General features: G+C 52.7%; 18 protein-coding genes and 1 pseudogene. 14 read left to right on the top strand and 5 right to left on the bottom strand.

Annotation, left to right across the window (positions count from 1 at the left end; genetic code table 11):
* Positions 1-90: 90 nt before the first annotated feature.
* Together FGQ86_RS13195 and FGQ86_RS13190 are read right to left on the bottom strand one after the other, a co-directional pair.
* Positions 91-726 carry a hypothetical protein gene (locus FGQ86_RS13195; protein ID WP_138304555.1) on the bottom strand — a complete coding sequence of 212 codons (636 nt, stop codon included), beginning with the start codon at positions 724-726 and terminating at the stop codon, positions 91-93.
* A gap of 97 nt (positions 727-823) precedes the next feature.
* Entirely contained in the window at positions 824-2,290 is a 1,467-nt protein-coding gene (locus tag FGQ86_RS13190; RefSeq protein WP_033125738.1) for a sodium-dependent transporter, read from the bottom strand.
* A 176-nt stretch (positions 2,291-2,466) separates the two neighbouring features.
* Between FGQ86_RS13190 and FGQ86_RS13185 the strand changes: the two genes are divergently transcribed.
* The 10 genes and pseudogenes from FGQ86_RS13185 (at position 2,467) to FGQ86_RS13140 (ending at position 15,353) form a co-directional block, all read left to right on the top strand.
* Positions 2,467-3,324: a MurR/RpiR family transcriptional regulator gene (locus tag FGQ86_RS13185; RefSeq protein ID WP_138304553.1), complete on the top strand. Its 858-nt coding sequence runs from the start codon at positions 2,467-2,469 to the stop codon at positions 3,322-3,324.
* 246 nt (positions 3,325-3,570) lie between these two features.
* Positions 3,571-4,611, top strand: a complete 1,041-nt coding sequence (locus tag FGQ86_RS13180) for a zinc-dependent dehydrogenase (RefSeq protein ID WP_033125740.1) — start codon at positions 3,571-3,573, stop codon at positions 4,609-4,611.
* A 93-nt stretch (positions 4,612-4,704) separates the two neighbouring features.
* Entirely contained in the window at positions 4,705-5,550 is an 846-nt protein-coding gene (locus FGQ86_RS13175; RefSeq protein WP_033125741.1) for a fructose-bisphosphate aldolase, read from the top strand.
* A gap of 54 nt (positions 5,551-5,604) precedes the next feature.
* Positions 5,605-7,155, top strand: coding sequence for an FGGY family carbohydrate kinase (locus FGQ86_RS13170; protein WP_138304552.1), 1,551 nt, complete (start codon positions 5,605-5,607; stop codon positions 7,153-7,155).
* On the top strand, positions 7,152-8,117 hold the full coding sequence (locus FGQ86_RS13165; protein ID WP_033125743.1) for a D-2-hydroxyacid dehydrogenase: 966 nt from the start codon (positions 7,152-7,154) through the stop codon (positions 8,115-8,117). The genes FGQ86_RS13170 and FGQ86_RS13165 overlap by 4 nt, the downstream gene beginning before the upstream one ends.
* Before the next feature lie 14 nt (positions 8,118-8,131).
* Positions 8,132-9,448, top strand: a complete 1,317-nt coding sequence (locus FGQ86_RS13160) for a glucose-6-phosphate isomerase (protein WP_138304549.1) — start codon at positions 8,132-8,134, stop codon at positions 9,446-9,448.
* Positions 9,449-9,481: 33 nt separating this feature from the next.
* On the top strand, positions 9,482-10,540 hold the full coding sequence (locus tag FGQ86_RS13155) for a 2-keto-3-deoxygluconate permease (protein WP_138304547.1): 1,059 nt from the start codon (positions 9,482-9,484) through the stop codon (positions 10,538-10,540).
* 403 nt (positions 10,541-10,943) lie between these two features.
* A pseudogene (locus tag FGQ86_RS13150) lies at positions 10,944-13,475 on the top strand (cation-translocating P-type ATPase); the annotation flags it as partial.
* A 1-nt stretch (position 13,476) separates the two neighbouring features.
* Positions 13,477-14,655 (top strand): AI-2E family transporter, encoded by a 1,179-nt coding sequence (locus FGQ86_RS13145; RefSeq protein ID WP_033125747.1) that lies wholly within the window; start codon positions 13,477-13,479, stop codon positions 14,653-14,655.
* 80 nt (positions 14,656-14,735) lie between these two features.
* On the top strand, positions 14,736-15,353 hold the full coding sequence (locus FGQ86_RS13140; protein ID WP_138304541.1) for a nucleoside recognition protein: 618 nt from the start codon (positions 14,736-14,738) through the stop codon (positions 15,351-15,353).
* Positions 15,354-15,367: 14 nt separating this feature from the next.
* Here FGQ86_RS13140 and FGQ86_RS13135 read toward each other — a convergent pair whose 3' ends face one another.
* Positions 15,368-16,756, bottom strand: a complete 1,389-nt coding sequence (locus tag FGQ86_RS13135) for an MATE family efflux transporter (RefSeq protein ID WP_138304538.1) — start codon at positions 16,754-16,756, stop codon at positions 15,368-15,370.
* Positions 16,757-16,882: 126 nt separating this feature from the next.
* On the opposite strand from FGQ86_RS13135, the gene FGQ86_RS13130 reads away from it, so the two are divergent.
* A complete protein-coding gene (locus FGQ86_RS13130; RefSeq protein WP_138304535.1) occupies positions 16,883-17,413 on the top strand; it encodes a nucleoside recognition domain-containing protein in 531 nt (176 codons plus the stop codon).
* A gap of 1 nt (position 17,414) precedes the next feature.
* Here FGQ86_RS13130 and FGQ86_RS13125 read toward each other — a convergent pair whose 3' ends face one another.
* Positions 17,415-17,882, bottom strand: coding sequence for an HAD family hydrolase (locus tag FGQ86_RS13125; RefSeq protein ID WP_033125750.1), 468 nt, complete (start codon positions 17,880-17,882; stop codon positions 17,415-17,417).
* 217 nt (positions 17,883-18,099) lie between these two features.
* Between FGQ86_RS13125 and FGQ86_RS13120 the strand changes: the two genes are divergently transcribed.
* Both FGQ86_RS13120 and FGQ86_RS13115 read left to right on the top strand, forming a co-directional pair.
* The gene (locus FGQ86_RS13120; RefSeq protein WP_052084016.1) at positions 18,100-18,738 is read left to right on the top strand and encodes a helix-turn-helix domain-containing protein; all 639 of its coding nucleotides are present in this window, start codon (positions 18,100-18,102) and stop codon (positions 18,736-18,738) included.
* A complete protein-coding gene (locus tag FGQ86_RS13115) occupies positions 18,723-19,541 on the top strand; it encodes a hypothetical protein (protein ID WP_033125751.1) in 819 nt (272 codons plus the stop codon). The genes FGQ86_RS13120 and FGQ86_RS13115 overlap by 16 nt, the downstream gene beginning before the upstream one ends.
* Positions 19,542-19,570: 29 nt before the next feature.
* Here FGQ86_RS13115 and FGQ86_RS13110 read toward each other — a convergent pair whose 3' ends face one another.
* Positions 19,571-21,316: a DUF885 domain-containing protein gene (locus FGQ86_RS13110; protein WP_138304532.1), complete on the bottom strand. Its 1,746-nt coding sequence runs from the start codon at positions 21,314-21,316 to the stop codon at positions 19,571-19,573.
* 149 nt (positions 21,317-21,465) lie between these two features.
* On the opposite strand from FGQ86_RS13110, the gene FGQ86_RS13105 reads away from it, so the two are divergent.
* On the top strand, positions 21,466-22,794 hold the full coding sequence (locus FGQ86_RS13105; RefSeq protein ID WP_138304529.1) for a Wadjet anti-phage system protein JetA family protein: 1,329 nt from the start codon (positions 21,466-21,468) through the stop codon (positions 22,792-22,794).
* Positions 22,795-22,801: the final 7 nt, after the last annotated feature.

Here is a 22,801-nt window from a genome sequence, read left to right as displayed (position 1 = left end):
TGAAAGAGCCTTTTGATAAAAGAAAGGGTGCCCCTTTCCTATAAATTTAAAAATTCATAGTTTTGGGACACCCTCTTTTCTGTTCATTCGCTATTCCAATCCAAGCTGTGACTTGCTGGATACGGTGCCGTCCTGGAAGGATACGGAGGCGTTGTCAGAAGCGTTATCTGACGTATTTTCAGTGGTGTCCGAGCGGCTGCCGCTGTCATCAGACGGATCCTTAATTGCCTTTACCACCGCGGCCAGAAAAAGGATTGCAAGGACGATCAGGACAATCCGAAGGCAGCCGCCCTTTTTCTTCTTCTTTTCCGGCTCCTCCATGGTCTCCATAGCCATGGGGGGAGGAGTTTGCTGTCGCGGTGCCTGTTGCCGCGGAGTCTGTTGTCGGGAAGTCCTCGGCTGTGAAGCGCGCTTTTGCGCAGTGGAAGCAGTGGCGCGGGCTTTCTGACCGGTTGTCTGACTGGTTTCCTGATCAGAAGCCTGGCCGTAGTTGTATGGAGACGATGAGTGGATGTCGGAAGGGGAGGGGCGGCGCCTGGCGCTTTGCTTTGCGCCGGCGCGGCTCTCACGGTCCCGGTCCTCAAAATTTCCGAAGCCTTCGTCTGTGTCAGCATTCTTTTCTTCCGGGATGAGCTTGAATTTTTTCCGGCAGTTGTCGCAGAGGCCAAAGCTGGGATCTCTCTGGCTTCTGCGCAGCTCCTGCCCGCATCTTGGACATTTCATCATAATATGTTTTTCCACCTTTCAAAGCGCCGGGAAGTGGCGGTGCATGGATCATCCATTATCCATGGACGATTGATAGCTAATCAATATCGATAAGAAATCAGCGCTGTCCGCGGGATTTCCGGTATACGATCCGGGCCTGCACAAGCAGGTACAGAGGATAGATTAGGCAGAGGGCCGGGAGCAGATAATTTGCCGGGAAGCCCAGCTTCTCAATAAATCCCTGTATCAATATGAAAATAATGATAAGCGGAAGGATATAGGTCAGGTATCCCTTTGTCCATTTTGGCAGCTTCAGCCCCTTTCCGCTGTTTACTTCCTTGTAGTAATTGTCCCATCCCCAGGCGTACCGGCTTGTACAGAACAGAAGGTACAGAAGGGAGCCAAGGGGCAGGAGGGTGTTGGACAGGATAAAGTCCTCCAGATCCTGAACTGTGGAGCCCGCTCCGAAGGGCTGGAAGCCGCTGAGCACATTGAAGCCCAGAGCGCAGGGCAGAGACAGGATCATGATGGCGATAATATTTACGAGAACAGCCTTCTTCCGGGTCCATCCAAAATCCATGGCAAAGGCGATGATATTTTCAAAGACCGCAATGACTGTGGTCAGGGCGGCAAATGCCAGGAACATGAAGAACAGAGCGCCCCACAGGCGTCCTCCGGCCATCTCACTGAAGGTCTGGGGCAGGGTCACGAAGATCAGGCTTGGTCCGCTTCCCGCATCCACGTTGTAGGTAAAGCAGGCCGGGAAGATGACAAGTCCGGACAAAAAGGCTACGGTGGTGTCCAGGATGACTACGTTCAGACTTTCGGAAACGAGAGAGTGCTGTTTATCAATATAGCTTCCGAAGATCGCCAGCGCGCCGATCCCAAGGCTCAGGGTGAAGAAGGACTGCCCCAGGGCAGCGAACAGGATCTCACCGAGAGAATAATTTTCAAGCGCAGTCTTAAAATCCGGTATCAGGTAGAAGGAAAGTCCCTCCTTTGCTCCATCCAGGAAAAAGCTGTGTATCACAAGCACGATCAGGATGATAAACAAAAGTCCCATCATGTACTTGGATATCCTTTCAACGCCGCCCTTGAGTCCACGGGAGCAGATGAGGAATCCGATGACCGTGACAGCCAGCATCCAACCCACCTGCTGGGCGGGATCAGCCAGCAGCTCGCTAAAGGCGTTTCCCACCTGGGCGGTGTCCATGTGGGCCATGGAGCCGGAGGCCATTTTCCAGAAATAGGCCAGCGTCCATCCTCCTACAGTGGTGTAGTACATCATGAGCATGTAGTTGCCGATCAGGGGAATCAGCTTGGTCCAGTGCCATTTTGTTCCGGCAGGCTCCAGAACCTCAAAGGACTTTGCGGCGGACTTCTGGGAGGCCCGTCCCACAGAGAATTCCATTGTCATGATGGGCAGGCCCAGGATGGCAAGGAATATCAGATAGATGATCACAAAGGCAGCTCCCCCGTACTGTCCTGTGATGTAAGGAAAGCGCCATACGTTACCAAGTCCGATGGCGCACCCGGCGCTTATGAGAACAAAGCCAAGCCGGGAGGAAAATTTTTCTCGTTTCATGTAAAAAACCTCAATTTCCACACTCTCATCTACTATATTCTAAGGAAAGAGAGGGGGATTGTCAACCGGGAGGAAATATAGGAATTCGGGGAAATGAAAGGGTTGTAAAAAAATTGCTTTTTTATTAAGATAATAGAAAAGACATCAGAATACAGAGAGAATGAGGTGGGTAAACCATGAACGATAAAAAGGGATGTAAGGAGAGGCTGATCGAAAAGCTGGAGGGGGAGCACACTAAGAAGGCGGAGAGAAAAATCGCCGACTACTTTTTGAAAAATTTCGAAAAGACACTGCACAGCACACTGCTGGAGCTGGCGGAAGAGATAGGCGTCAGCGATGCGTCTATTGTTCGTTTCTGTAAAAGCATCGGCTATGTGGGCTTTCAGGAGTATAAGATCAATGCCGCGCTGGAGAGCGTGCCCGCGCCTAAGCTTTATAATTCCAGTCTGACGGCCCAGGACAGTCCCTCGGAAATATGCAGTAAGATTTTCTCTATAGAAAACTCCGCGCTGCAGCAGACTAGTATGGAGATGAACGTGGAGGTGGTCGAACAGGCTGCGGAAGATATGCTTTCTGCCAGGAAAATCATGATCGTGGGAACCGGGGGAAGCAGTATTGTCGCAAAGGATCTCCAGCACAAGCTCCTGAAGATCGGAGTGTTTTCTCTGGTAAATGAAGATAAGGATCTGCAGCTTATGACGGCTTCGCTTCTTGGAAAGGGGGATGTTCTCCTGGCAATTTCCGCCTCCGGGGGCAACAGGCATACGGCCCGGGTAGTGGAGATTGCCCATGGAAACGGGGCAAGGATCATTACTCTGACAACCAAAGCAAAAAATATTCTGGAGGAGCAGGCGGATCTGAGCCTGTACACGGTGAGTGAGAAGACGATCTTTGAGTCAGAGTCCTTCAGCGTGAGACTGGCGCAGCTAGCTGTGCTCGACTGTCTGGTGGCGATCATGGCTTTCCGCAATTATGACAGGTCGCTGGAGGCGATGAGCGCCACTCGGCTCTCCACTTCTTCCGATAAGGAATAGGATATAAAAAGGAAACGCTACATCATAAAAAATGTAGTGTTTCTTTTTTTATATCTAAAAGAAGTAAAAAAACTAAATTCTAAAACAGGGGAAATCAGCAGCAAAATGTAATAAATAGACAAAAACACGGGAAAAACTGAGATATAAAACTGTGCAGATTAGTAAATTTTGAAAATGATGTTGTAAAATTATTACATTTGTGCTAGTATCAATTACAGAAGAAATACATATGTAGGAGGAAGAAACATGAAAGCAGTAGTTTTAAACGGCCCAAATGACTTTACTGCGGTAGAAGATTATCCGAAGCCGCAGATTGGTCCGAGAGATATGCTGTTGGAGATGAAGAGGACAGCAATCTGTGGCACAGATATAAGAATTCTTGAAGGAAAAAAGACAAAGGATGTGCGCTACGGACACATCATCGGGCATGAGATCAGCGGCGTGATCTGTGAAGTGGGGGCAGAGGTCGAGGGATATTCCGTTGGCGACAGAGTCGCTGTGGAGAATGTAATCCCGGACGGCACATGCGCGATGTGCATCAGCGGCCACGACAATGTATGTCTCCACAGACAGGCCATCGGCTACGAGTTTGACGGAGGATTTGCGGAGTATGTATTTATTCCGGAGGTGGCAATCAGGGGCGGAAATGTAGTAAAACTTACTGATAATATTTCCTATGGAGAAGGAGCCCTGATCGAACCTCTCTCCTGCTGTCTGAGAGGGCAGAGAAACGCAGGGGTGAAATTCAACGATGTAGTTGTGATCGTTGGGGCAGGTCCTATCGGACTGATGCATACCCTGCTGGCAAAGGCAGCAGGCGCCCGGAAGGTCATCGTCAGTGAGCTGAATGAGTTCCGCCGCGGCAAGGCTCTTGAGTGCGGAGCGGATATCGTTGTAGACTCGGCAAATGAAGATTTAAAGGGAATCGTGATGAGTGAGACAAACGGCGTGGGAGCGGACGTTGTCATTGTCGCTATCGGCATCCCGGCTCTGGTCAATCCAAGCATCGAGCTTGTCAGAAAGAATGGAAGCATCTGCCTGTTCGCCGGATTTACAAAAGGTGTGAAAGCAGAAATTGATCCGAACCTGATCCACTACGGTGAGATTAAGATGTGCGGCTCCAGCGCCTACAGGCGCCAGGACTACCAGGAGGCGGCCCAGATGGTCATGAGCGGAGCGGTAGATATGAAGCCGATCATCACAAACGTATTTAAAATAGAAGATTTCCAGAAGGCCTACGAAGCTGTAAAGAGCGGAGCGGACCTGAAGGTGGAGATCGAACCATAAATGAACGGTAGCCAAAAAGCTTGCCAACCCGGAACTATATCCGGAAGCCATAAAATGTAAATAATAGATATAAGAAAAAGGAGTGTATGAACAATGGCAATGATGGGAAAAGAAGTAAGACTTGCGAGACTTGTAAATCCGAAGAGCAATAAAATGATGGCGATCACAGTGGATCACGCAATTTCAAGGGGAATTGCACCGATGACTGGTATTCACGATATCCAGGGAGCTATTGACAAGATTGTTGCCGGAAGACCGGACGCTATGACAATGACAAAGGGAATTCAGGAGAGATGCTGGGGACCTCACGTTGGATCCGGAATTTCCGTACTGCAGAAAATCTCCAACTATTCCCCGACAGCTCCGACAAATGATATCGTTTTCGGATCTGTGGACGCTGCTATCAGAATGGGCGCTGACGCTGTATCTATGGGAGCTATGACACTGGGCGATTTCCAGAACGAGCAGTTCGAGCGTATCGGCGAGGTGTCTGACTATTGCGACAAGATGGGTATGCCTCTGATCGGACATGTTTATCCAAAGGGAGAGAGCGTTCCGGTTGACAAGAGAACCGCATGGGAGAATATCGCTTACTGTGTGAGAAGCGCCTGCGAGCTTGGAATGGATGTTGTGAAGACAACCTATACAGGAGACCCTGACAGCATGGCCAAAGTAATCGCCTGCGTGCCCTCCTCCTTCCGCGTGGTGATCCAGGGCGGCGATGCCTGCAAGACACTGGATGATTACCTTCAGATGACTCGTGACGCCATGGACTGCGGAGTAGGTGGAGTTACAATGGGACGTTTTGTATGGGATTACAAGGATGTAACAGCCCTTGTCATTGCCCTGAGATATATGATCCATGAGGGGTACAGCGTAAAAGAGGCAAAAGAGCTGCTGGCACAGCTTGAGAACGATAAGAACTACGATCAGTTTTAATTAGACACAATCAATTTTAAGTTTTAAAGGAAAATTTTACAGGCGGGATGTTGTATGGAAAAAGAATATTTACTCGGCGTCGATGTGGGAACGACCAGTATCAAAGTGGCGATTATCGACAAAGATGCCAATCTGCTGGGAATCAGCAGCAGTTCTTACCGTCTGATCACGCCAAAACCGGACTATGTGCAGATTGACACGGAGGACATGTGGGAAGCCTATCTGAAGTGTATGAGACTTCTGTTCGAGGGAAAGGGGATCGATCCTGGAAAGATCGCCGGAATAGGAATCTCAAGCCTTTGTCCGGGGCTGGCCGCGTTTGGCGAAGACGGGGAGATCCTTGTAGATCCTATTATTTATTCCGACAGGAGAAGCACAAAGGAGGCTGAGATCATCCTGGATGCAGTGGGGGAAAAGAAGCTGTTTGAGATCACAGCCAACAAGTGTATGTCCGGAGCCCATTCGGGAACCTCCATGCTCTGGATCAAGAGAAATCTGCCGGATATCTACGAGAAGACAAAATACTTTGGCCATGTCAATACGGTCATGGCCCAGAAAATGACAGGAAACTATGCCATTGATTACTCCAACGCCTCCTACACCAATCTGTTTGAGACGGCGAAGGGGCACGATGGCCAGTGGTCGGATTACCTCTGTGAAAGGATAGGAATCCCAAAAGAGAAGCTGCCGCCGCTGATGGACTCCGCGGATGTAGTGGGCGGTCTTATCAACAAGGAGATGATCAGGATGGGGATTCCGGAGGGAACGCCCGTCGTGATCGGCGGAGCCGATACACCCTGCGCCACTCTTGCGGCCGGGGTAAAGGCAAACGGGGATGCCTGCGAGTCTGTGGGGACCACGGATGTCCTGACGATCTGCGTGGATAAGCCGAATTTTGACGAGAGCTTTATCAACCGCTGTCACGTGGTGAGAGGCACCTGGATCTACCAGGGGGCCATGTCCTACACGGGGGCTGCCTACCAGTGGTTCAGGGATAAATTCTGTAGTGATATGAACGAGAGGGCAGCAGGCAGTAATCGGAATGCGTTTATGCTGATGAATGAGGAGGCGGCCCAGTCGGAGCCGGGAGCGGGAGGAGTTGTATTCCTTCCCTACATGCAGGGAGAGAGAAGCCCGGTGTGGGATTCCTACGCAAGAGGCGTGTTTTTCGGCGTGTCCCTGCGAAGCTCCAGAAAGGATTTTAACCGTGCCGTTATGGAAGGCTGCGGTTATGGCCTTCGTCAGCTCTGTGAGATCGCGGAGCGGGTGACCGGCCACAGGATGACAGGATTTTCCTCCATAGGAGGCGGAGCAAAGAGCGAGCTGTGGGCTCATATCAAAGCGGATATCACAGGAAAGGATATTGAAATCCTGGATATGAACGACACGGCGCCGGTGGGAGCAGCTCTGCTGGCCGGAGTGGGAGCCGGAATATACAAGGATGCGGTGGAGGCGTCTGACAAGGTGAAAAAGACCGTTTACAAGGTGATCAAAAGCAGTGACGAGAACAAGGACGCCTATGAAAAGGGATACCAGGTCTACACACATCTGTATCCGAGAATAAAGGATCTTTACAGGATCAATCAAGGGAGTTTTGTTGAATGAAAATAGTAGTATTAGACGGATATACAGAAAATCCCGGCGATCTGAGCTGGGATAAGCTGAAGGAGTTTGGTGACCTGACTGTATATGACAGGACTCCGGTGGACGATGAGGAGGAGATCATCAGAAGGATCGGTGACGCGGAGGTTGTATTTACCAACAAGACGCCTGTCTCCAGGAAGGTCATCGACGCCTGTCCGAACATGCGCATGATCAGTATGCTGGCCACAGGCTACAATGTTGTGGATTATACATACGCAAAGGAAAAGGGCATACCTGTCACAAACGTGCCCACATACGGGACAGCCTCAGTGGGACAGTTCGCCATCGCGCTGCTGCTCGAGATCTGCCACCATATTGGTCATCACGACAGGACCGTGCATGAGGGAAAATGGGAAAACTGCGAAGACTGGTGCTACTGGGACTATCCCCTTATCGAGCTGGATGGCAAGACCATGGGAGTCATTGGATTTGGGCGTATCGGCCAGACTACCGGCAGGCTGGCAAAGGCGCTGGGGATGCGGGTACTCGCCTACGACTCTTACCCGAACGAGGCGGGAAAACAGATCGCGGAGTATGTGGATCTGGACACGCTGCTGGCACAGTCGGATGTGATCGCGCTCCACTGTCCGCTCTTCCCGGATACCGAGGGGATCATCAATAAAGAAAACATTGCCAAAATGAAGGACGGGGTCATCCTGATCAACAATTCCCGGGGCCCGCTGGTCGTAGAGCAGGACCTTGCGGACGCCCTGAATACAGGAAAGGTTGCCGCGGCGGGACTGGACGTTGTCTCCACAGAGCCCATCAGAGGGGACAATCCGCTTTTGAAGGCGAAAAACTGCATCATTACGCCCCACATTTCCTGGGCGCCGAAGGAGAGCAGACAGAGGATCATGGACTGCGCGTATGACAATCTGAAGGCGTATGCGGAGGGAAAACCGGTCAACGTGGTCAACAGTTAGAAGGAGCGAGTGTCATGAAGGAACAAATACAGTTTGTGGATGAGGGAGTCAGGGACTGGATCTCTGACGAAGAATTTAAAAATTTCCAGGCCACTGCGGAGGCGGCGAAAGAGCGCCTCATGAAACGGGAGGGAGCGGGAAACGACTTCCTTGGGTGGATGGATCTTCCGGAACAATATGATAGAGATGAGCTGCGCAGGATCAAAGAGGCGGCCAGGAAAATCCAAAATGATTCTAGGGTGCTTCTGGTCATCGGCATCGGCGGTTCTTATCTGGGAGCCAGGGCAGCCATTGAGTTTTTACACCACAGCTTTTACAACAGCCTCTCCGACGACGAGAGGACGACACCGAAAATCTATTTCTGCGGAAATTCCAATTCCTCCAAATACCTGGCGGATCTGATGGACATTCTTGGCGATCAGGATTTCTCCATCAATGTGATCTCGAAATCAGGGACAACCACAGAGTCCGCGGTAGCCTTCCGCATCTTTAAAAAGAAGCTGGAGGAAAAATACGGGAAGGAGGAGGCGGCCAAAAGGGTCTACGCCACCACCGACAGACAGCGCGGAGCGCTGAAAAAGATGGCTGACAAGGAAGGGTACACCTGTTTTGTCATTCCGGACGACGTGGGAGGCAGATACTCTGTGCTGACCGCAGTGGGGCTTCTTCCCATCGCCGTGTCGGGGGCCGATGTGGATGCGCTTCTTGAGGGGGCGGCAGACATGAGAAGGCAGGTTATGGAAGCTTCCTATGAAGAAAATCCTTCTGTGCGGTATGCGGCCTGCCGCAATATCCTTCTCAGAAAGGGAAAGGCCGTGGAGGTGCTGGCCAACTATGAGACGAGCCTTCACTATGTATCTGAGTGGTGGAAGCAGCTGTACGGGGAAAGCGAAGGAAAGAACCAGAGAGGCCTCTTCCCGGCAGCAGTGGATCTGACCACAGATCTTCACTCCATGGGACAGTACATGCAGGACGGGGCAAGGATCCTGATCGAGACTGTGATGAATGTGGAGGAATCCCCCCGCACGGTGGAGATCCCCGCTGAGGAGGAGGATCTGGACGGACTGAACTATCTGGCCCATAAGACGGTAGATTTTGTCAACAAAGCGGCAATGGAAGGAACCATCGCGGCACATGAGGAGGGCGGTGTCCCCATCATGCGCATAAACCTTCCCAGACAGGACGAATATACACTGGGACAGCTGTTCTACTTTTTCTGGTTTGCCTGCGGAGTGAGCGGCTATATAGGAGCCATCAACCCCTTCGACCAGCCGGGGGTAGAGAGCTATAAGAGAAATATGTTTGCGATACTTGGCAAGCCTCAGAAATAGTCTGGAATTATTTGTTTTAAAGGAGGAGAGAAAATGAAAGAAAATAACAACGCTGTTCAGGAGAACAGGCCAAAGGATCTGGATCTGCTGAACAAGATGAAGAACCTGCCCGGAGGACTGATCATTGTACCTCTGCTGATCGCCGTACTGCTGGCCACGTTCTGCCCCCAGGTATTTGAGATCGGCGGCTATGTGACAGCCCTGTTCTATGAAGGAAATTCCTGTATGATGGGATTTTTCCTGATTGTCTGCGGATCTGCCATCAATGTAAAGCAGGTTGGTATGCCTCTCTACAAGGGCGTGACACTGACAGCCACCAAATTCCTTCTCGGCGTAGTCATCGGTATGCTGGTGAGCGCCATCTGCGGACCGGAAGGATTCCTTGGGATCACTCCCTTTGTGTGGATCGCGACCATCACGAACTCAAACGGATCTCTGTACATCTCCCTGTCCTCTCAGTTCGGTAACGCGACGGACACAGGAGCCATCTCCATCCTGTCCCTGAACGATGGGCCGTTCTTCACCCTGGTAGCCCTGGGCGCGACAGGACTTGCATCCATCCCCTTTAATTCCTTTGTCGCAGTGCTTGTTCCGCTGCTCATCGGTTTCATCTGGGGCAACCTGGACGCAGGCTTCAGAAAGGCCTGTGCGACAGCACAGCCGATCGTCACCTTCTTCATGACGATCCCCATCGGAGCGCAGACAGATATCAATACCATCGTGACCGCCGGAGCGGCCGGTATCATCCTTGGCCTTGTATCCGCGGCAACAGCAGTGATCTTCTTCTTCACAAACAACATTCTTCTTCCGAAGAAGGAGAGAAACGCCATGGGCGCTGCCATCGGTACGACAGCCCTGAACTCTGCCATGACACCTGCGGCAGTAGGCGAGGCGGATCCGTCCATGGCTCAGTACGTGGACATGGCCACAGCACAGTGCGCCACAGCATCTGTTGTCACCCTGTTCCTCTGCCCGTTCATCACAGCGTTCTTTGACAAGCTGATGCAGAAGAAGCAGCTTGGCATCTACTCACCGGAGGGATGGGCGCGCTACAAGGTTGACCCCAGCGTGCCGGCACCCGCTGAGATGTAGACAGAGTACATAATATATAAATATGAAGAAGTAAACAGGCGGACATACCTCCAGGGAGCGATCCCCGGATGTGTGTCCGCCTCTCTTTTCGGGGTGCGTTTTCGTATAGCGGATACATTTTCTGGAAAAAATAATGGTTGACACAAGGGAAAATATCGTTTATATTTGTTTTTGTAAATAAAAGGGAGTAACTGGCATGTAGGCCGGGGGTGGCCGCATGTTTGCGATATCGTCAATACGATGAGCACTCATCCGTATCGTAATGAAACAGTGAGACTTTTATTGCATAACAGATCGTATGCAATAAAAGTCTCTTTTTTATTTCGCTTCCTTTTATATAAATATCATATAAATACCTTTTACTGCAGACAGAAATGCAAATGAAGAGAGGAGAAATGCTATGTTAACAAGCGAACAGGCCAGACAAAACCAGGAAAAATATGGTTTTAACGAACTGGTGGAAGGGAAGAAGAAGAGCACGCTGCAGATCTTTCTGGAGCAGTATAAAGACTTCCTTGTCATTATACTGATCATCGCGGCCATTGTGTCCGGATTTCTGGGAGATTTTGAGAGCGCCATCGTTATCCTTGTCGTTATCACCATGAACGCGATCCTGGGGACAGTGCAGACCTTAAAGGCAGAGCAGTCCCTGGACAGCTTAAAGCAGATGTCAGCGCCGGAGGCAAAGGTTATCCGAGACGGCGTGCTGAAACAGATCCCGTCCCGGGAGGTCACCATCGGTGACCGGGTGATCCTGGAGGCAGGAGACTGTGTGCCGGCGGACGGAAAGCTGGTGGAATGTGCCAGCCTGAAGGTGGACGAGAGCGCGCTGACAGGAGAGAGCTTATCAGTTGAGAAATCCCTGGACGAGGTGCCTGAGGGAGCAGCCCTGGGCGACCAGACAAACCGGGTGTTCTCAGGAAGCTTTGTAACCTACGGGCGGGCGGCCTACGAGGTTACCGGCATCGGTATGGGCACTGAGGTGGGCAAGATTGCCAGCCTTCTGAAAAATACATCTGAGAAGAGAACACCCCTCCAGGTAAACCTGGACGATTTCGGGAAGAAGCTCTCCATACTGATCATCATTTTCTGTGCGATCCTGTTCGGCGTCAGCATCCTCAGAGGAGACCAGCCGGGAGATGCCTTCCTCTTCGCGGTTGCTCTTGCGGTGGCAGCGATCCCGGAGGCTTTGAGCTCTATCGTGACCATTGTGCTTTCCTTCGGTACTCAGAAGATGGCCAAGGAGCACGCCATCATCCGCAAGCTCCAGGCAGTGGAGGGACTGGGAAGCGTGTCCATCGTCTGTTCCGATAAGACAGGTACATTGACACAGAACAAGATGACAGTGGAGGACTACTATGTGGACGGAAAGAGAATTCCGGCGGCTCAGATCGATCTGAATGATCCCAACCAGGAGAGACTGCTGAACTTCAGCATCCTCTGCAATGACTCCACAAACACAGACGGACAGGAGATCGGAGATCCCACAGAGACAGCCCTCATCAACCTGGGAAGCAAGCTGGGAAGAGAGGCCCTGGAGGTCCGGGATCTGTATGAGAGAAAGTCGGAGATCCCATTTGACAGCGACAGGAAACTTATGTCCACAGCGCACATCCTTGACGGAAAGCACACCATGGTGGTCAAGGGAGCCGTGGATGTCCTTCTCACAAGGATGACACATATCCGTCTCGGCGAGACAGTTGAGCCCATGACAGAGGAGAGAAAGGCACAGATCGAGGCGCAGAACATGGAGTTCTCCAGAGATGGTCTCCGGGTGCTCGCATTTGCATATAAAGAGATAGAGGAAGACAGAGATATCGCCCTTGAGGATGAGAACGACCTCACCTTCCTTGGCCTTGTGGCCATGATGGATCCGCCGAGGGAGGAGTCCAAGGCGGCTGTCGAGGAGTGTATCCAGGCCGGCATTAAGCCTATCATGATCACAGGAGACCACAAGGTGACAGCGGCGGCCATCGCAAAGCGCATCGGCATCCTGAAGGATGAGTCTGAGGCCTGCGAGGGCGCGGTGATCGAGGACATGACAGACGAGGAGCTGCAGGAGTTTGTTCCGAAGATTTCTGTGTATGCCCGGGTGTCACCGGAGCACAAGATCCGCATTGTCCGGGCATGGCAGGACAGAGGGAACATCGTTGCCATGACAGGAGACGGAGTCAACGACGCGCCGGCTCTGAAGCAGGCGGATATCGGCGTGGCCATGGGTATCACGGGAACCGAGGTCTCCAAGGATGCGGCGGCCATGGTGCTGACAGACGACAACTTTGCTACTATTGTCAAAGCAGTGGAGAACGGGCGGAACCTGTACAGGAACATCAAGTTTTCCATCCAGTTCCTGCTCTCTGGAAACTTTGGAGCTATCCTTACCGTGCTTTTTGCATCCATCGTGGGGCTCCCGGTTCCATTTGCACCGGTACACCTTCTGTTCATCAACCTTCTGACCGACAGCCTTCCGGCTATTGCCCTGGGACTTGAGCCCCACTCCAAGGATGTCATGTCAGAGAAGCCGAGGCCGATTAATGAGTCTATTCTGACAAAGGACTATCTGCTCCGCATCGGAACGGAGGGACTGTGCATCGGCGCCATGACGACCATCGCGTTTCTGATCGGTCTGAATGAGAGCGGCAGCCTCCTGGCAAGCACGATGGCCTTCGGCACACTTTGTACATCCAGGCTGGTACATGGATTTAACTGTAAATCCAACAAGCCTGTCATATTTACAAACAGATTTTTCAACAATATTTACCTGATCGGCGCATTTGTACTTGGACTTCTCCTGATCACGGGCGTTCTCATGATCCCCGGACTTCACAACCTGTTCAGTGTACAGACGCTGGATGGAGCACATCTCCTGATCGTGTACGGACTTGCGCTTCTCAACCTGCCGATCATCCAGCTCTTAAAGAAATTGAGGAAATAAAATGGATTTAAGCAGGGAAAACATTAAAAAGATAAGAGGACTCATTATTTTCACGGCACTCCTTGTGGTGTGCCTGTGGAAATATGACGTGGTATTTTCAGTGCTGCGCTTTATCTTTGGCGTGACATTTCCGTTTATTCTGGGAGGCGCCTTTGCCTTTGTGCTGAATGTTCCCATGAACTTCTTACAGAGGCATCTGTTTCCGAAAAAGGTCACGGAAAAAAGCAGATTTCTGAAAAAGGCGGCCCGCCCCTTCAGCATGATCGCCGTGATCCTGCTTGTCATTGGCGTGGTAGCCCTTGTCATGCTGGTGCTGATCCCTCAGCTTGGAAGCACGCTGGGAACCCTTGGCAACAGCATTCAGGACTTTATCCCGAGAGTACAGAAGTGGGGGGAGGACATGTTCCGGGACAACGACCAGATCAGCCAGTGGCTGGAAAACCTGGACTTTGACTGGAACCGGATCATGGAAGTGGGGATGTCCTTCTTCCGCAACGGCGCCGGCAGCATGCTGGACTCCACCATCACTGTGGCCCGCAGTATCATCAGCGGACTCACCACATTTTTCATTGCCTTTGTGTTTGCCTGCTATATCCTTCTCCAGAAGGAGAAGCTGAACGTGCAGGTGCGAAAGGTACTCTATGCCTTTATCCCAAGGGGAAGAGCGGAGGCGGCGCTGGAAGTATTTTCGCTGACCTACAGCACATTTTCCAGCTTTCTCACAGGCCAGTGCGTGGAGGCCATCATCCTGGGGACCATGTTTGTCGTCGCCATGACGATCTTCAACATGCCCTACGCTCTGCTGGTGGGTGTGGTCATCGCCTTCACAGCGCTGATCCCCATATTCGGGGCCTTCATCGGATGCGCCATCGGAGCGTTTCTGATCTTCATGGTGGATCCTGTCAGGGCCCTCGGGTTCATCGTCCTCTTTCTGGTGCTGCAGCAGATCGAGGGGAATTTCATATATCCCCACGTGGTGGGCAATTCCGTGGGACTGCCCTCCATCTGGGTGCTGGCAGCAGTCAGCCTGGGCGGCAGTCTGATGGGGGTTGTGGGTATGCTGATCTTCATCCCCATCGTCTCTGTGGTCTACGCCCTCTTCCGAGAGGTGGTGTATCTGAAGCTGAAGAAGCAGCAGATCACGCCGGAGGAGATCGAGGCGGAAGTGAAAAGAGAATAGCATTGCAGGAAAGACGGGCGGTATATCCGCTCGTTTTTTTCATAGGATATAAAAAAGATAAATTTTACAGGGAGACAGACATGCTGAATTATCTCTGGGCGGGAATGATCGTTGTCGGCATCGTGTATGCGGCGTGTACGGGACATATCGTGGAGGTGACCAACGCGGCGCTGGACTCCTCCAAGGAGGCCATCACTCTGTGCATCACCATGGCGGGGGTGATGGCCTTCTGGACAGGGCTCATGGAGATCGCCCAGAGGGGCGGGCTGATCCGGGCGCTGACAGGGCGGATGGCGCCGGTGCTTAGGTTCCTTTTCCCGGGACTGCCGGTGGGGCATCCGGCGAGAGAACACATTGCCACGAATTTCATCGCCAATGTGCTGGGGCTTGGCTGGGCGGCCACGCCGGCAGGGCTTCGGGCCATGGAGGAGTTGGGAAAGCTGGAGGAGGACAGAAGAGCGGGCCGGGCGGCAGGGCCGGCAAGGAAGCGGGGGATCGCCAGCAATGAGATGTGCACCTTCCTTATCATAAATATCTCTTCGCTCCAGCTTATCCCGGTGAATGTGATCGCCTATCGCAGCCAGTACGGGAGCGTGAACCCGGCGGCTATCGTGGGGGCCGGGATCCTGGCCACATCGGTGAGCACAGGGGCGGCGATCCTGTTTTGCAGGGTGATGGAGAGAAAAAGGAGGGCCTGACGCCCTCCAGCTATTTAATCTTGTTTTGCAGTTTCTTTTTCCTTCCTGCTAAGCAGAGGCCACACAGTCAGCAGCATGGTGACGAAGCAGGCCGTGCCGCCCACAAAGTTGGAGATGGGCTCGGCCAGGAACACGCCGTCTGTGCCAAGTCCGCCCACAGCGGGCAGGATCAGGGTCAGCGGGATCACGATGATCACCTTCCGGAACAGGGAGAAGAAGACCGCCTGCTTGGAGCGGCCCAGGGCCACGGCTGTGGACTGGCCGGCAAACTGCAGGGACATCATGAAGATGCCTGCAAAGTAGATGCGCATGGCGGGCACGCCCTTCTCGATCAGCTCCGGATCGCTGTTGAAGAGGTGGATGAAAAAGTGTGGGAAGAAGAACAAAAGGGCCCAGGCGAAGAAGGAAAATACGATACACGCCCAGGAGGTGAATTTGATCGCTGATTTCACCCTTCTGTATTCCCCGGCGCCGTAATTGTAGCTCATGACAGGCTGGGCGCCGTTTGTCAGCCCGTTGGCAGGCATGGTGATGATCTCCCGCACGGAGTTAATGACCGTCATGATGCCCACGTACAGGTCGCCGCCGTAGTGCTGCAGGGTGGCGTTGCACATGATCTGCACAGATCCGTTCGTGACGGACATGATAAAGCCGGACAGTCCCAGTCCGGTGATTTTTTTTATGATTGGAAGCTCCGGTTTCATGTAAGCGCGGGACAGAGTGATGACCGCCTTTTTCCCGGTGAGGAAATGGAAGACCCACACAGCGGACACGAACTGGGAGATGATGGTGGCCAGCGCGGCTCCCTGGACGCCCATGCCGAACACAAAGATAAACAGGGGATCCAGAACCAGGTTCAGCACAGCTCCAATGGATACAGAGAGCATACCTGTGACGCCGAAGCCCTGGGCGTTGATAAAGTTGTTCATGCCAAGGCTCACCATCACAAAGAGCGTGCCGCACAGGTAAATAGTGAGGTAGGCGTCCGCATAGGGATAGGTTACATCGCTGGCGCCGAAAAGATACATCAGCGGGCGGCGGAAAATGTAGCACAGGACGGCAAGGATCGCACCGCTTACAAGGAGCATGGTAAAGGAATTTGCCATGATCTTTTTTGCCTTTTCTGTCTCGCCTCCTCCCCTGGCAATGGAGAAGAGAGGGGCGCCGCCGGTGCCGAACAGGTTGGCAAAGGCAGTGATGATAGTGATGACGGGAAGAGTGAGGCCGATCCCGGTCAGGGCCTGGGTGGAGGTGTGGGGAATGTGACCGATGTAGATCCGGTCCACCACATTATATAAGACGTTGATGAGCTGTGCGCAGGTCATGGGGACAGCGAGCCTCAAAATATTTCCGGCTACGCTTCCCTTGCTGAAATCGCTGGAATTCTGTGCTGTATTCTGCATGAGATCACCTTCTGCTACGTAAAATTTCTGTAAATAGTATAGACGTTTTTGAAATGGTTTTCAAGATTTCTTCATATACATAAGAGAGGTGTATTTCAGATGTGATCAGCGAAAAGAGGGATAGCGATGGAACTGTTTATGATCATCTCGAACATGATCATCCCTGTGGTGATACTGGGGGTCGTCTGCTTTGGGGTGTCCAGAAGGGTGCAGGTGTACGATGCGTTTATCGAGGGGGCAAACAGCGGATTTCATATTGTGGTGAAGATCATGCCAACTATGGTGGCGCTGATGATCGCGGTGGGGATTTTGAGAGCGTCTGGATTTCTGGATATGATGGCCTCCCAGATCGGTCGGCTGACAGACCAGATCGGATTTCCGGGAGAGCTGGTGCCTCTCACTGTTGTGAAAATGTTTTCCTCCTCAGCAGCCACCGGGCTTCTACTGGATATTTTCAAGGAATTTGGTACGGATACATACATAGGCCTTGTAGCCTCTATCAGCATGTCCTGCACGGAGACGATCTTCTATACCATGAGTGTATATTTTATGACGGCAAAGGTGACGAGGACGAGGTTTACCCTGGCCGGGGCCCTCATCGCCACATTTGCCGGGCTGGCCGCCAGCGTGGTGCTGGCCGCGGGGATGGCGGGGTAGATCATCCCCGCAGCGACGCAATAATGCGGTGGGGCTTCAGGAAGAGCTCCATGGCGTCCAGAATGGAGGGGACGCACAGGTCTGTGGCTGTCATGAGCCTTCCGTACATGCCCTCCTGACCCAGCACGGACACAGAGAAGGCGGCCTCCCGGCACATGAGAAGGTCGTTTCGGCCATTGCCGATGGCGGCGCAGTTCTCCTTGCCAAGAGAGTAGAGGATGTTCTGCTTTTCCTGCATGGCGGCATCATTTGGGAAGGTCAGGATGTCCACCGGCAGACCCTCGCACATCTGACGGGCTGTGCCGTTTGTGTCAGCCGTCAGCACATAGATGTGGAACAGGTCAGAGAGCTGGCGGATCTTGTTTGCCACCGCCTCCGAGATGATGCCGTCCAGGGCGATGGTGCCGTTATAGTCCAGAAGAAGATATTTCAGGTCCAGTGAGGGATAGCCGGGAATTTCTATTTTCATGAATCTTTCGTCCTTTCTGTGAAAGCCGGTCAGCCGGCGTTTTTCTGTGTGGATTTCCGGGCTCCGGTGAGGAGCCCTGCTTAGAATAACATAGCATATTTGTGGGGAAATATCTATATACGGAAGGAGAAACCAGGAGAAAATAAAAGTAAAAAAATTAATTTATTTACACTCTTGTAATCTTATGATATTCTGAAGATAGAAGGGAGGGAGCGGTATGGAGAAGGAGCAAAGGCTTCTTTGGCAGTGCCTGGAAATCTTCGGGACGGATGATCCGGAGCAATGGAAGAAAATTATGGAAAAGGCAAAGAAGTACGATGAGCTGATGCGTGGAGCCAGGCCGGTAAATCCCAGGGGAGCCGGGAGAAAAGGGCTGGAAGAGGAGAAGGCCGATGCGATACGCAGAATGTACCGGAAGGGCGTATCTGTCGCGGGAATTGCAAGGGAGATGTCTGTCAGCCGGCCTACGGTCTACCGGTATGTTGGAGAGCTCAGGCGGTGGGAGAGTCATCCCTCTGTTCAGATGCAGCTGGAATATATGTACAAAGACAGAGTGTGTACGGTCATCGATGTGGATTGGAAAAATCAGACAATCTATGTGGAAAACCATACGGACCAGCTTCCTCTGACAGCCTTTGGGGTCAATAAAACGCCTGGCTGGGAGGAATTCAGGGAGTTTCTGGAGGACAGATGTGTTCCCAGGACAAGGTTTCATTTAAAGGAGCTTCTGAGAGATATGGGGGTGGACTTTTACGACCCCATGCTGATCATAGAAGAGACAGAGGGGAGAATGGCTGAAGACGATCAGTGGATCAGAATACATTACCGGGAGGGCGCGCTATGTCAGGAAGGATAAAGCTGGATATTCTGAACCGGGATGATCTGAGGGGGCACTCGTCAAAGGGAAACCAGCTGAAGGCAAGGGGTGGAAGCTACTGGTATAAAGCGGACTGCATGGGATACGAGGGGCTGGCGGAGACAGTTGTATCCTCTCTTCTGTCCCGCTCAGGGATTTTGGAAACGGTTCTCTATGAACCGGTGGAAATGGAATATAGATCACATGTGTATACAGGGTGCAGAAGCAGGAGCTTTTTAATGGAGGGTGAGTCTCTTCTCACAGTGGAAAAGCTGATCCGTCTGTACACAGGGAAAAGCGCGGCAAGGACCATGGCTCACATGGCGGATGTGAAGGATCGCATCTGCTATCTGGTGAATGTGATCACAGAGATTACGGGATTGACAGATTTTGGGAAATATCTTACGGCTATGCTGGAGATAGACGCCTTTTTCCTGAATGAGGACAGGCATACCAATAACATTGGGGTGATCTATCAGCCGGAGACCAGACGGTTTCGGCACTGCCCGTATTTTGATCATGGCCTGGCGCTGCTTGCGGACACAATGACGGTCTTTCCCCTGGGGGAAGCCTTGGAAAAATGTATGGAGAAAATCGAGGCAAAGCCGTTTTCAAGAAGCTTTGATGAACAGATGGATGCTGCGGAAGAAATGTATGGCCAGCAGGTGCATTTCCGGTTTTCTGTAAAAGAGGCAATAGAAGTACTGGAGGAGTGCAGATCCTGCTACTCTGAGGATGTGCTGGAGCGGGTGGAACAGATCCTGCGATGGCAGATGTGGAAATACAGGTATCTGTTCCAGTAAAGCTTCTCCACTGCAAAGACGATCCGTCCCTACCTCGCTTCCCGCACCGCCCTCTCCACGATCTCAAAGGGCGCGGGCCCGGTGTCCAGCACGGCCTTGTGAAACCGTTTCTGGGAGAAGTCCTCTCCCCATTCTCTGACGGCCGTCTTTTTCAGCTCCAGAAATTCCACATACCCGATATAGTATTTCAGATAATTGCCCGGGTCTCCGAGGATAAGGTCGTAGATGTCCCGTATGGTCTCTGTGTCCGTGATGCCGAAGCTGCGGAAGAAGGCCACCGTCTCGGTAAGAGACCAGCCGTCGTAGTGGATGCCCATGTCGGCCAGGGCGTAGAGACCTAAGATGACAGAGGCGTTCCGCTGCTCCAGGAGAGCTCTGTCTTTATCCATGCCGGTGAAGTAGTAGGAGAGCATTTCCACATAGGTGGCCCAGCCTTCTGTGTAGCCCCCGAAGGAGAGGAGACTGCGGACAGGGTCAGGATCCGTGGAGGCGTAGTACACGTTCTGGTAGAGATGCCCCGGATAGCCCTCGTGGGCCAGGGTGGTGAAGAGTGTCAGGTCGTCGGGGAGGTGTCCCTGGTTGATGTAGATCACATTTTCCTCTGCGTTGTCCACCGCGGGCACCATGTAGAAGGCGGGGCTTACGTACTCCGCCATCTCCTCCTGCACGAATTTGATCTCTGCAGTGACCTCCGGCAGGGAGGGGAAGGAGGAGGCAGTCTTCTCCCTCAGATCTGCCAGGATGGCTTCCGGGTTAGAGTCATCCAGGGTGAAAATGGAGGCGGCCTGTGTCTCCTCCGGATCTTCTCCTTCTCCCTGGGACAGGGGAGCTACGGACTGCATGGCGGACAGATCCTCCATCATTTGCTCTCTGGTCAGGTTCTGGAGCTGGGGGACTGTGCGGGCGGAGCCGGTGTCCCGCTTCACGATGTACTCATAGTATTTTTTCCCATCCGGGTAATAGCACAGGCCGCACTCGTTTGTGCCTGTGTCCTTCAGGGCGGACACGGCGGCCGTCAGACGGTTGTAGGCGGGGAACAGGCAGTCATACACCAGATCCCGGTGCTGCAGGATGCAGGCCTCTTTCTGGCTGTCGGTGAGCTCTGTCAGCTTTTCCAGCCTGGACTGGAAGGAGGAGAAAAGGTAGTGGCTGTCTCCCAGGGCGGTGAAGGCGGCGCACTCGTCCAGCACATCCTGGGCGTTCCTTGAGGACATGAAAAGCCCGGCCCTTGACTTTGCCTGCTCAAAGGAGATGAGGGAGTCAAAGTAGGCGGGAACCTCCTCCAGGAGAGCCAGGTAGGTGTCCACGTCCTCCGGGGTGTCAAAGGAGAACTCGCACAGGAGGATGGGGAGCTGGGCCTGGACGCCGGTGAGGGGACTTAAGGGCTCCTCGTAGAGGGCGTAGGGAGAGCCCTGGAGGGCTTTCTCCAGCCAGGACTTCAGCACATCGAAGGTGAGCTGGTTTTCCGGGGAGAGCTTTTTGTACCGGAAATCCTCCAGGAGGGCCAGGCAGTTCTCAAGGGATGCGGCGGAGGCGGCTGTGTCGGCGCCAAAGGATCCCAGGGTCACAGGCGCGTCCTGGATGCCGTAGCTTTCCGGCTCCTTTACCGTATAGTGGAGTGTGATGGTGTCGGCTGCCACCTCCTGCCGGAACAGCTCCAGGGTGAACTGGCGGAAGAGGTCATTTTCGTCAGGACCGGGGAACAGGCTGCAGGAGGTCAGACAGGGAAGCAGCAGGCAGACGAGAAGCATGAGGGAAGTACACTTTTTGCGCATGGACGCCTCCTGGAATGAACAGAGTATTTTATCTATAGATATGCGGGGCAGACGGGGAAAATTCGCCCGGGAAAAGCGGTTTTCACGGGTTTGGGAGATGTGGTATAATGGTTGTGCATTTGTCCCATATGAAAAGACAGGAGAAGCATATGAAATACCTATACGAAATCCCGGACTCCTTCTGGAGCCTGTTCCGCTCCAGAAACCGGGATATATACATAGAAGCGCTGCTTCAGATCAACGAGGAATACGAGTACAACAATTACTTCCTGAGCCGGGAGGTGTGCCTGGAGATCCTGGGGAATTTCTATACCCAGAAGAAGATCACCCTGGAGTCGGAAGAGTCGGAGGACGAGCTGGACATGCTGGAGACGCCGGCATCCAGGATCCTGAACTGGCTCCTTAAGACTCAGTGGCTGAAAAAGATCGAGGATTTTAATACCCTTGTGACCAATATTGTCATCCCCGACTACGCAGCCATTTTCATAGAGGCCTTTGACCGGCTGACCCGGGAGGGGATGGAGGACACGGAGCTGTACATCCAGAACGTGTACGCCACTTTGTACTCCTTCCAGAACAATCCCAGGCTGAACAGCGCCATGCTCCGTTCCGCCCTGGTGAACACGAGGAAGCTTAATAAGGCTCTGCAGGATATGCTCCACAATATGGACCGGTTTTACGGGCGGCTGCTGGAGCAGAAGGAGTACGGCCAGCTCCTGGCCGAGCACCTGGAGGGGTATGTGGAGGAGGTTGTCCGGAAGAAATACCACATTTTAAAGACAAGCGACAACTTTTACATTTACAAAATGGATATCAAAGAGTGCCTGGAGAAAATGCGGGAGGACGAGACGATCTACGACCGCATCGGCGAGGAGGGGCTGGACATCCTGGACCGGATCGAGAGGAGCTTTGACGACATTGAGCGGCGCATTGCCAATATGGACAAGGAGAACACAAAGTACATCCGGGCCACTGTGACCAGGCTCAACTATCTCCTGAACGGGGAGACGGACACAAAGGGGCTTGTGATCCAGCTTCTGAACCAGCTCGGAAAAGAGGGAAAGGAGGAGGAGAGGATCCGTAAGACTGCCTCGCGGATGAACCTGTCCCTCTTTGAAATCCTGTCGGAGAAATCCCTCTACAAGAGGAGAAGGCCGAAGAAGGATTTTGTCAGCCAGCTTGAGCGGGAGGAGGAGCCCCGGGAGCTCTCAAAGGAGGACGTCCTGAAGCTGAACCGCATCCACACCCGGTATACGAGGAAGCAGATCGAGGAGTTCATTGAGGAGCATATGACCGGAGAGCAGATGCGGCTCGCGGATATGAAGGTGGAGGATGACGAGGATTTTGAGAAGATCATCCTGGCCTACGACTACAGTACAAAGCACGGCAGCAGGTACCAGGTGATCGAGGAAGGCGGCCTGGTGGAGAGCGGGAAATACCGCTATCCGAAGCTGACATTCGTGCGCAGGAGGGTGTGAGAAGGAT

This window comes from Clostridium sp. BSD2780061688st1 H5 (genome assembly GCF_005845155.1).
GTDB classification, from domain to species: Bacteria; Bacillota; Clostridia; order Lachnospirales; family Lachnospiraceae; genus Claveliimonas; species Claveliimonas intestinigallinarum.
Note: the sequence above shows the minus strand (reverse complement) of the source record. Positions and strands in the feature narration are given on the sequence as shown.

Excerpts from the sequence above, each read along its gene's own strand:
- FGQ86_RS13195 (WP_138304555.1), bottom strand. The coding sequence starts at position 726 with ATGATGAAATGTCCAAGATGCGGGCAGGAGCTGCGCAGAAGCCAGAGA.
- FGQ86_RS13190 (WP_033125738.1), bottom strand. The coding sequence starts at position 2,290 with ATGAAACGAGAAAAATTTTCCTCCCGGCTTGGCTTTGTTCTCATAAGC.
- FGQ86_RS13185 (WP_138304553.1), top strand. The coding sequence starts at position 2,467 with ATGAACGATAAAAAGGGATGTAAGGAGAGGCTGATCGAAAAGCTGGAG.
- FGQ86_RS13180 (WP_033125740.1), top strand. The coding sequence starts at position 3,571 with ATGAAAGCAGTAGTTTTAAACGGCCCAAATGACTTTACTGCGGTAGAA.
- FGQ86_RS13175 (WP_033125741.1), top strand. The coding sequence starts at position 4,705 with ATGGCAATGATGGGAAAAGAAGTAAGACTTGCGAGACTTGTAAATCCG.
- FGQ86_RS13170 (WP_138304552.1), top strand. The coding sequence starts at position 5,605 with ATGGAAAAAGAATATTTACTCGGCGTCGATGTGGGAACGACCAGTATC.
- FGQ86_RS13165 (WP_033125743.1), top strand. The coding sequence starts at position 7,152 with ATGAAAATAGTAGTATTAGACGGATATACAGAAAATCCCGGCGATCTG.
- FGQ86_RS13160 (WP_138304549.1), top strand. The coding sequence starts at position 8,132 with ATGAAGGAACAAATACAGTTTGTGGATGAGGGAGTCAGGGACTGGATC.
- FGQ86_RS13155 (WP_138304547.1), top strand. The coding sequence starts at position 9,482 with ATGAAAGAAAATAACAACGCTGTTCAGGAGAACAGGCCAAAGGATCTG.
- FGQ86_RS13145 (WP_033125747.1), top strand. The coding sequence starts at position 13,477 with ATGGATTTAAGCAGGGAAAACATTAAAAAGATAAGAGGACTCATTATT.
- FGQ86_RS13140 (WP_138304541.1), top strand. The coding sequence starts at position 14,736 with ATGCTGAATTATCTCTGGGCGGGAATGATCGTTGTCGGCATCGTGTAT.
- FGQ86_RS13135 (WP_138304538.1), bottom strand. The coding sequence starts at position 16,756 with ATGCAGAATACAGCACAGAATTCCAGCGATTTCAGCAAGGGAAGCGTA.
- FGQ86_RS13130 (WP_138304535.1), top strand. The coding sequence starts at position 16,883 with ATGGAACTGTTTATGATCATCTCGAACATGATCATCCCTGTGGTGATA.
- FGQ86_RS13125 (WP_033125750.1), bottom strand. The coding sequence starts at position 17,882 with ATGAAAATAGAAATTCCCGGCTATCCCTCACTGGACCTGAAATATCTT.
- FGQ86_RS13120 (WP_052084016.1), top strand. The coding sequence starts at position 18,100 with ATGGAGAAGGAGCAAAGGCTTCTTTGGCAGTGCCTGGAAATCTTCGGG.
- FGQ86_RS13115 (WP_033125751.1), top strand. The coding sequence starts at position 18,723 with ATGTCAGGAAGGATAAAGCTGGATATTCTGAACCGGGATGATCTGAGG.
- FGQ86_RS13110 (WP_138304532.1), bottom strand. The coding sequence starts at position 21,316 with ATGCGCAAAAAGTGTACTTCCCTCATGCTTCTCGTCTGCCTGCTGCTT.
- FGQ86_RS13105 (WP_138304529.1), top strand. The coding sequence starts at position 21,466 with ATGAAATACCTATACGAAATCCCGGACTCCTTCTGGAGCCTGTTCCGC.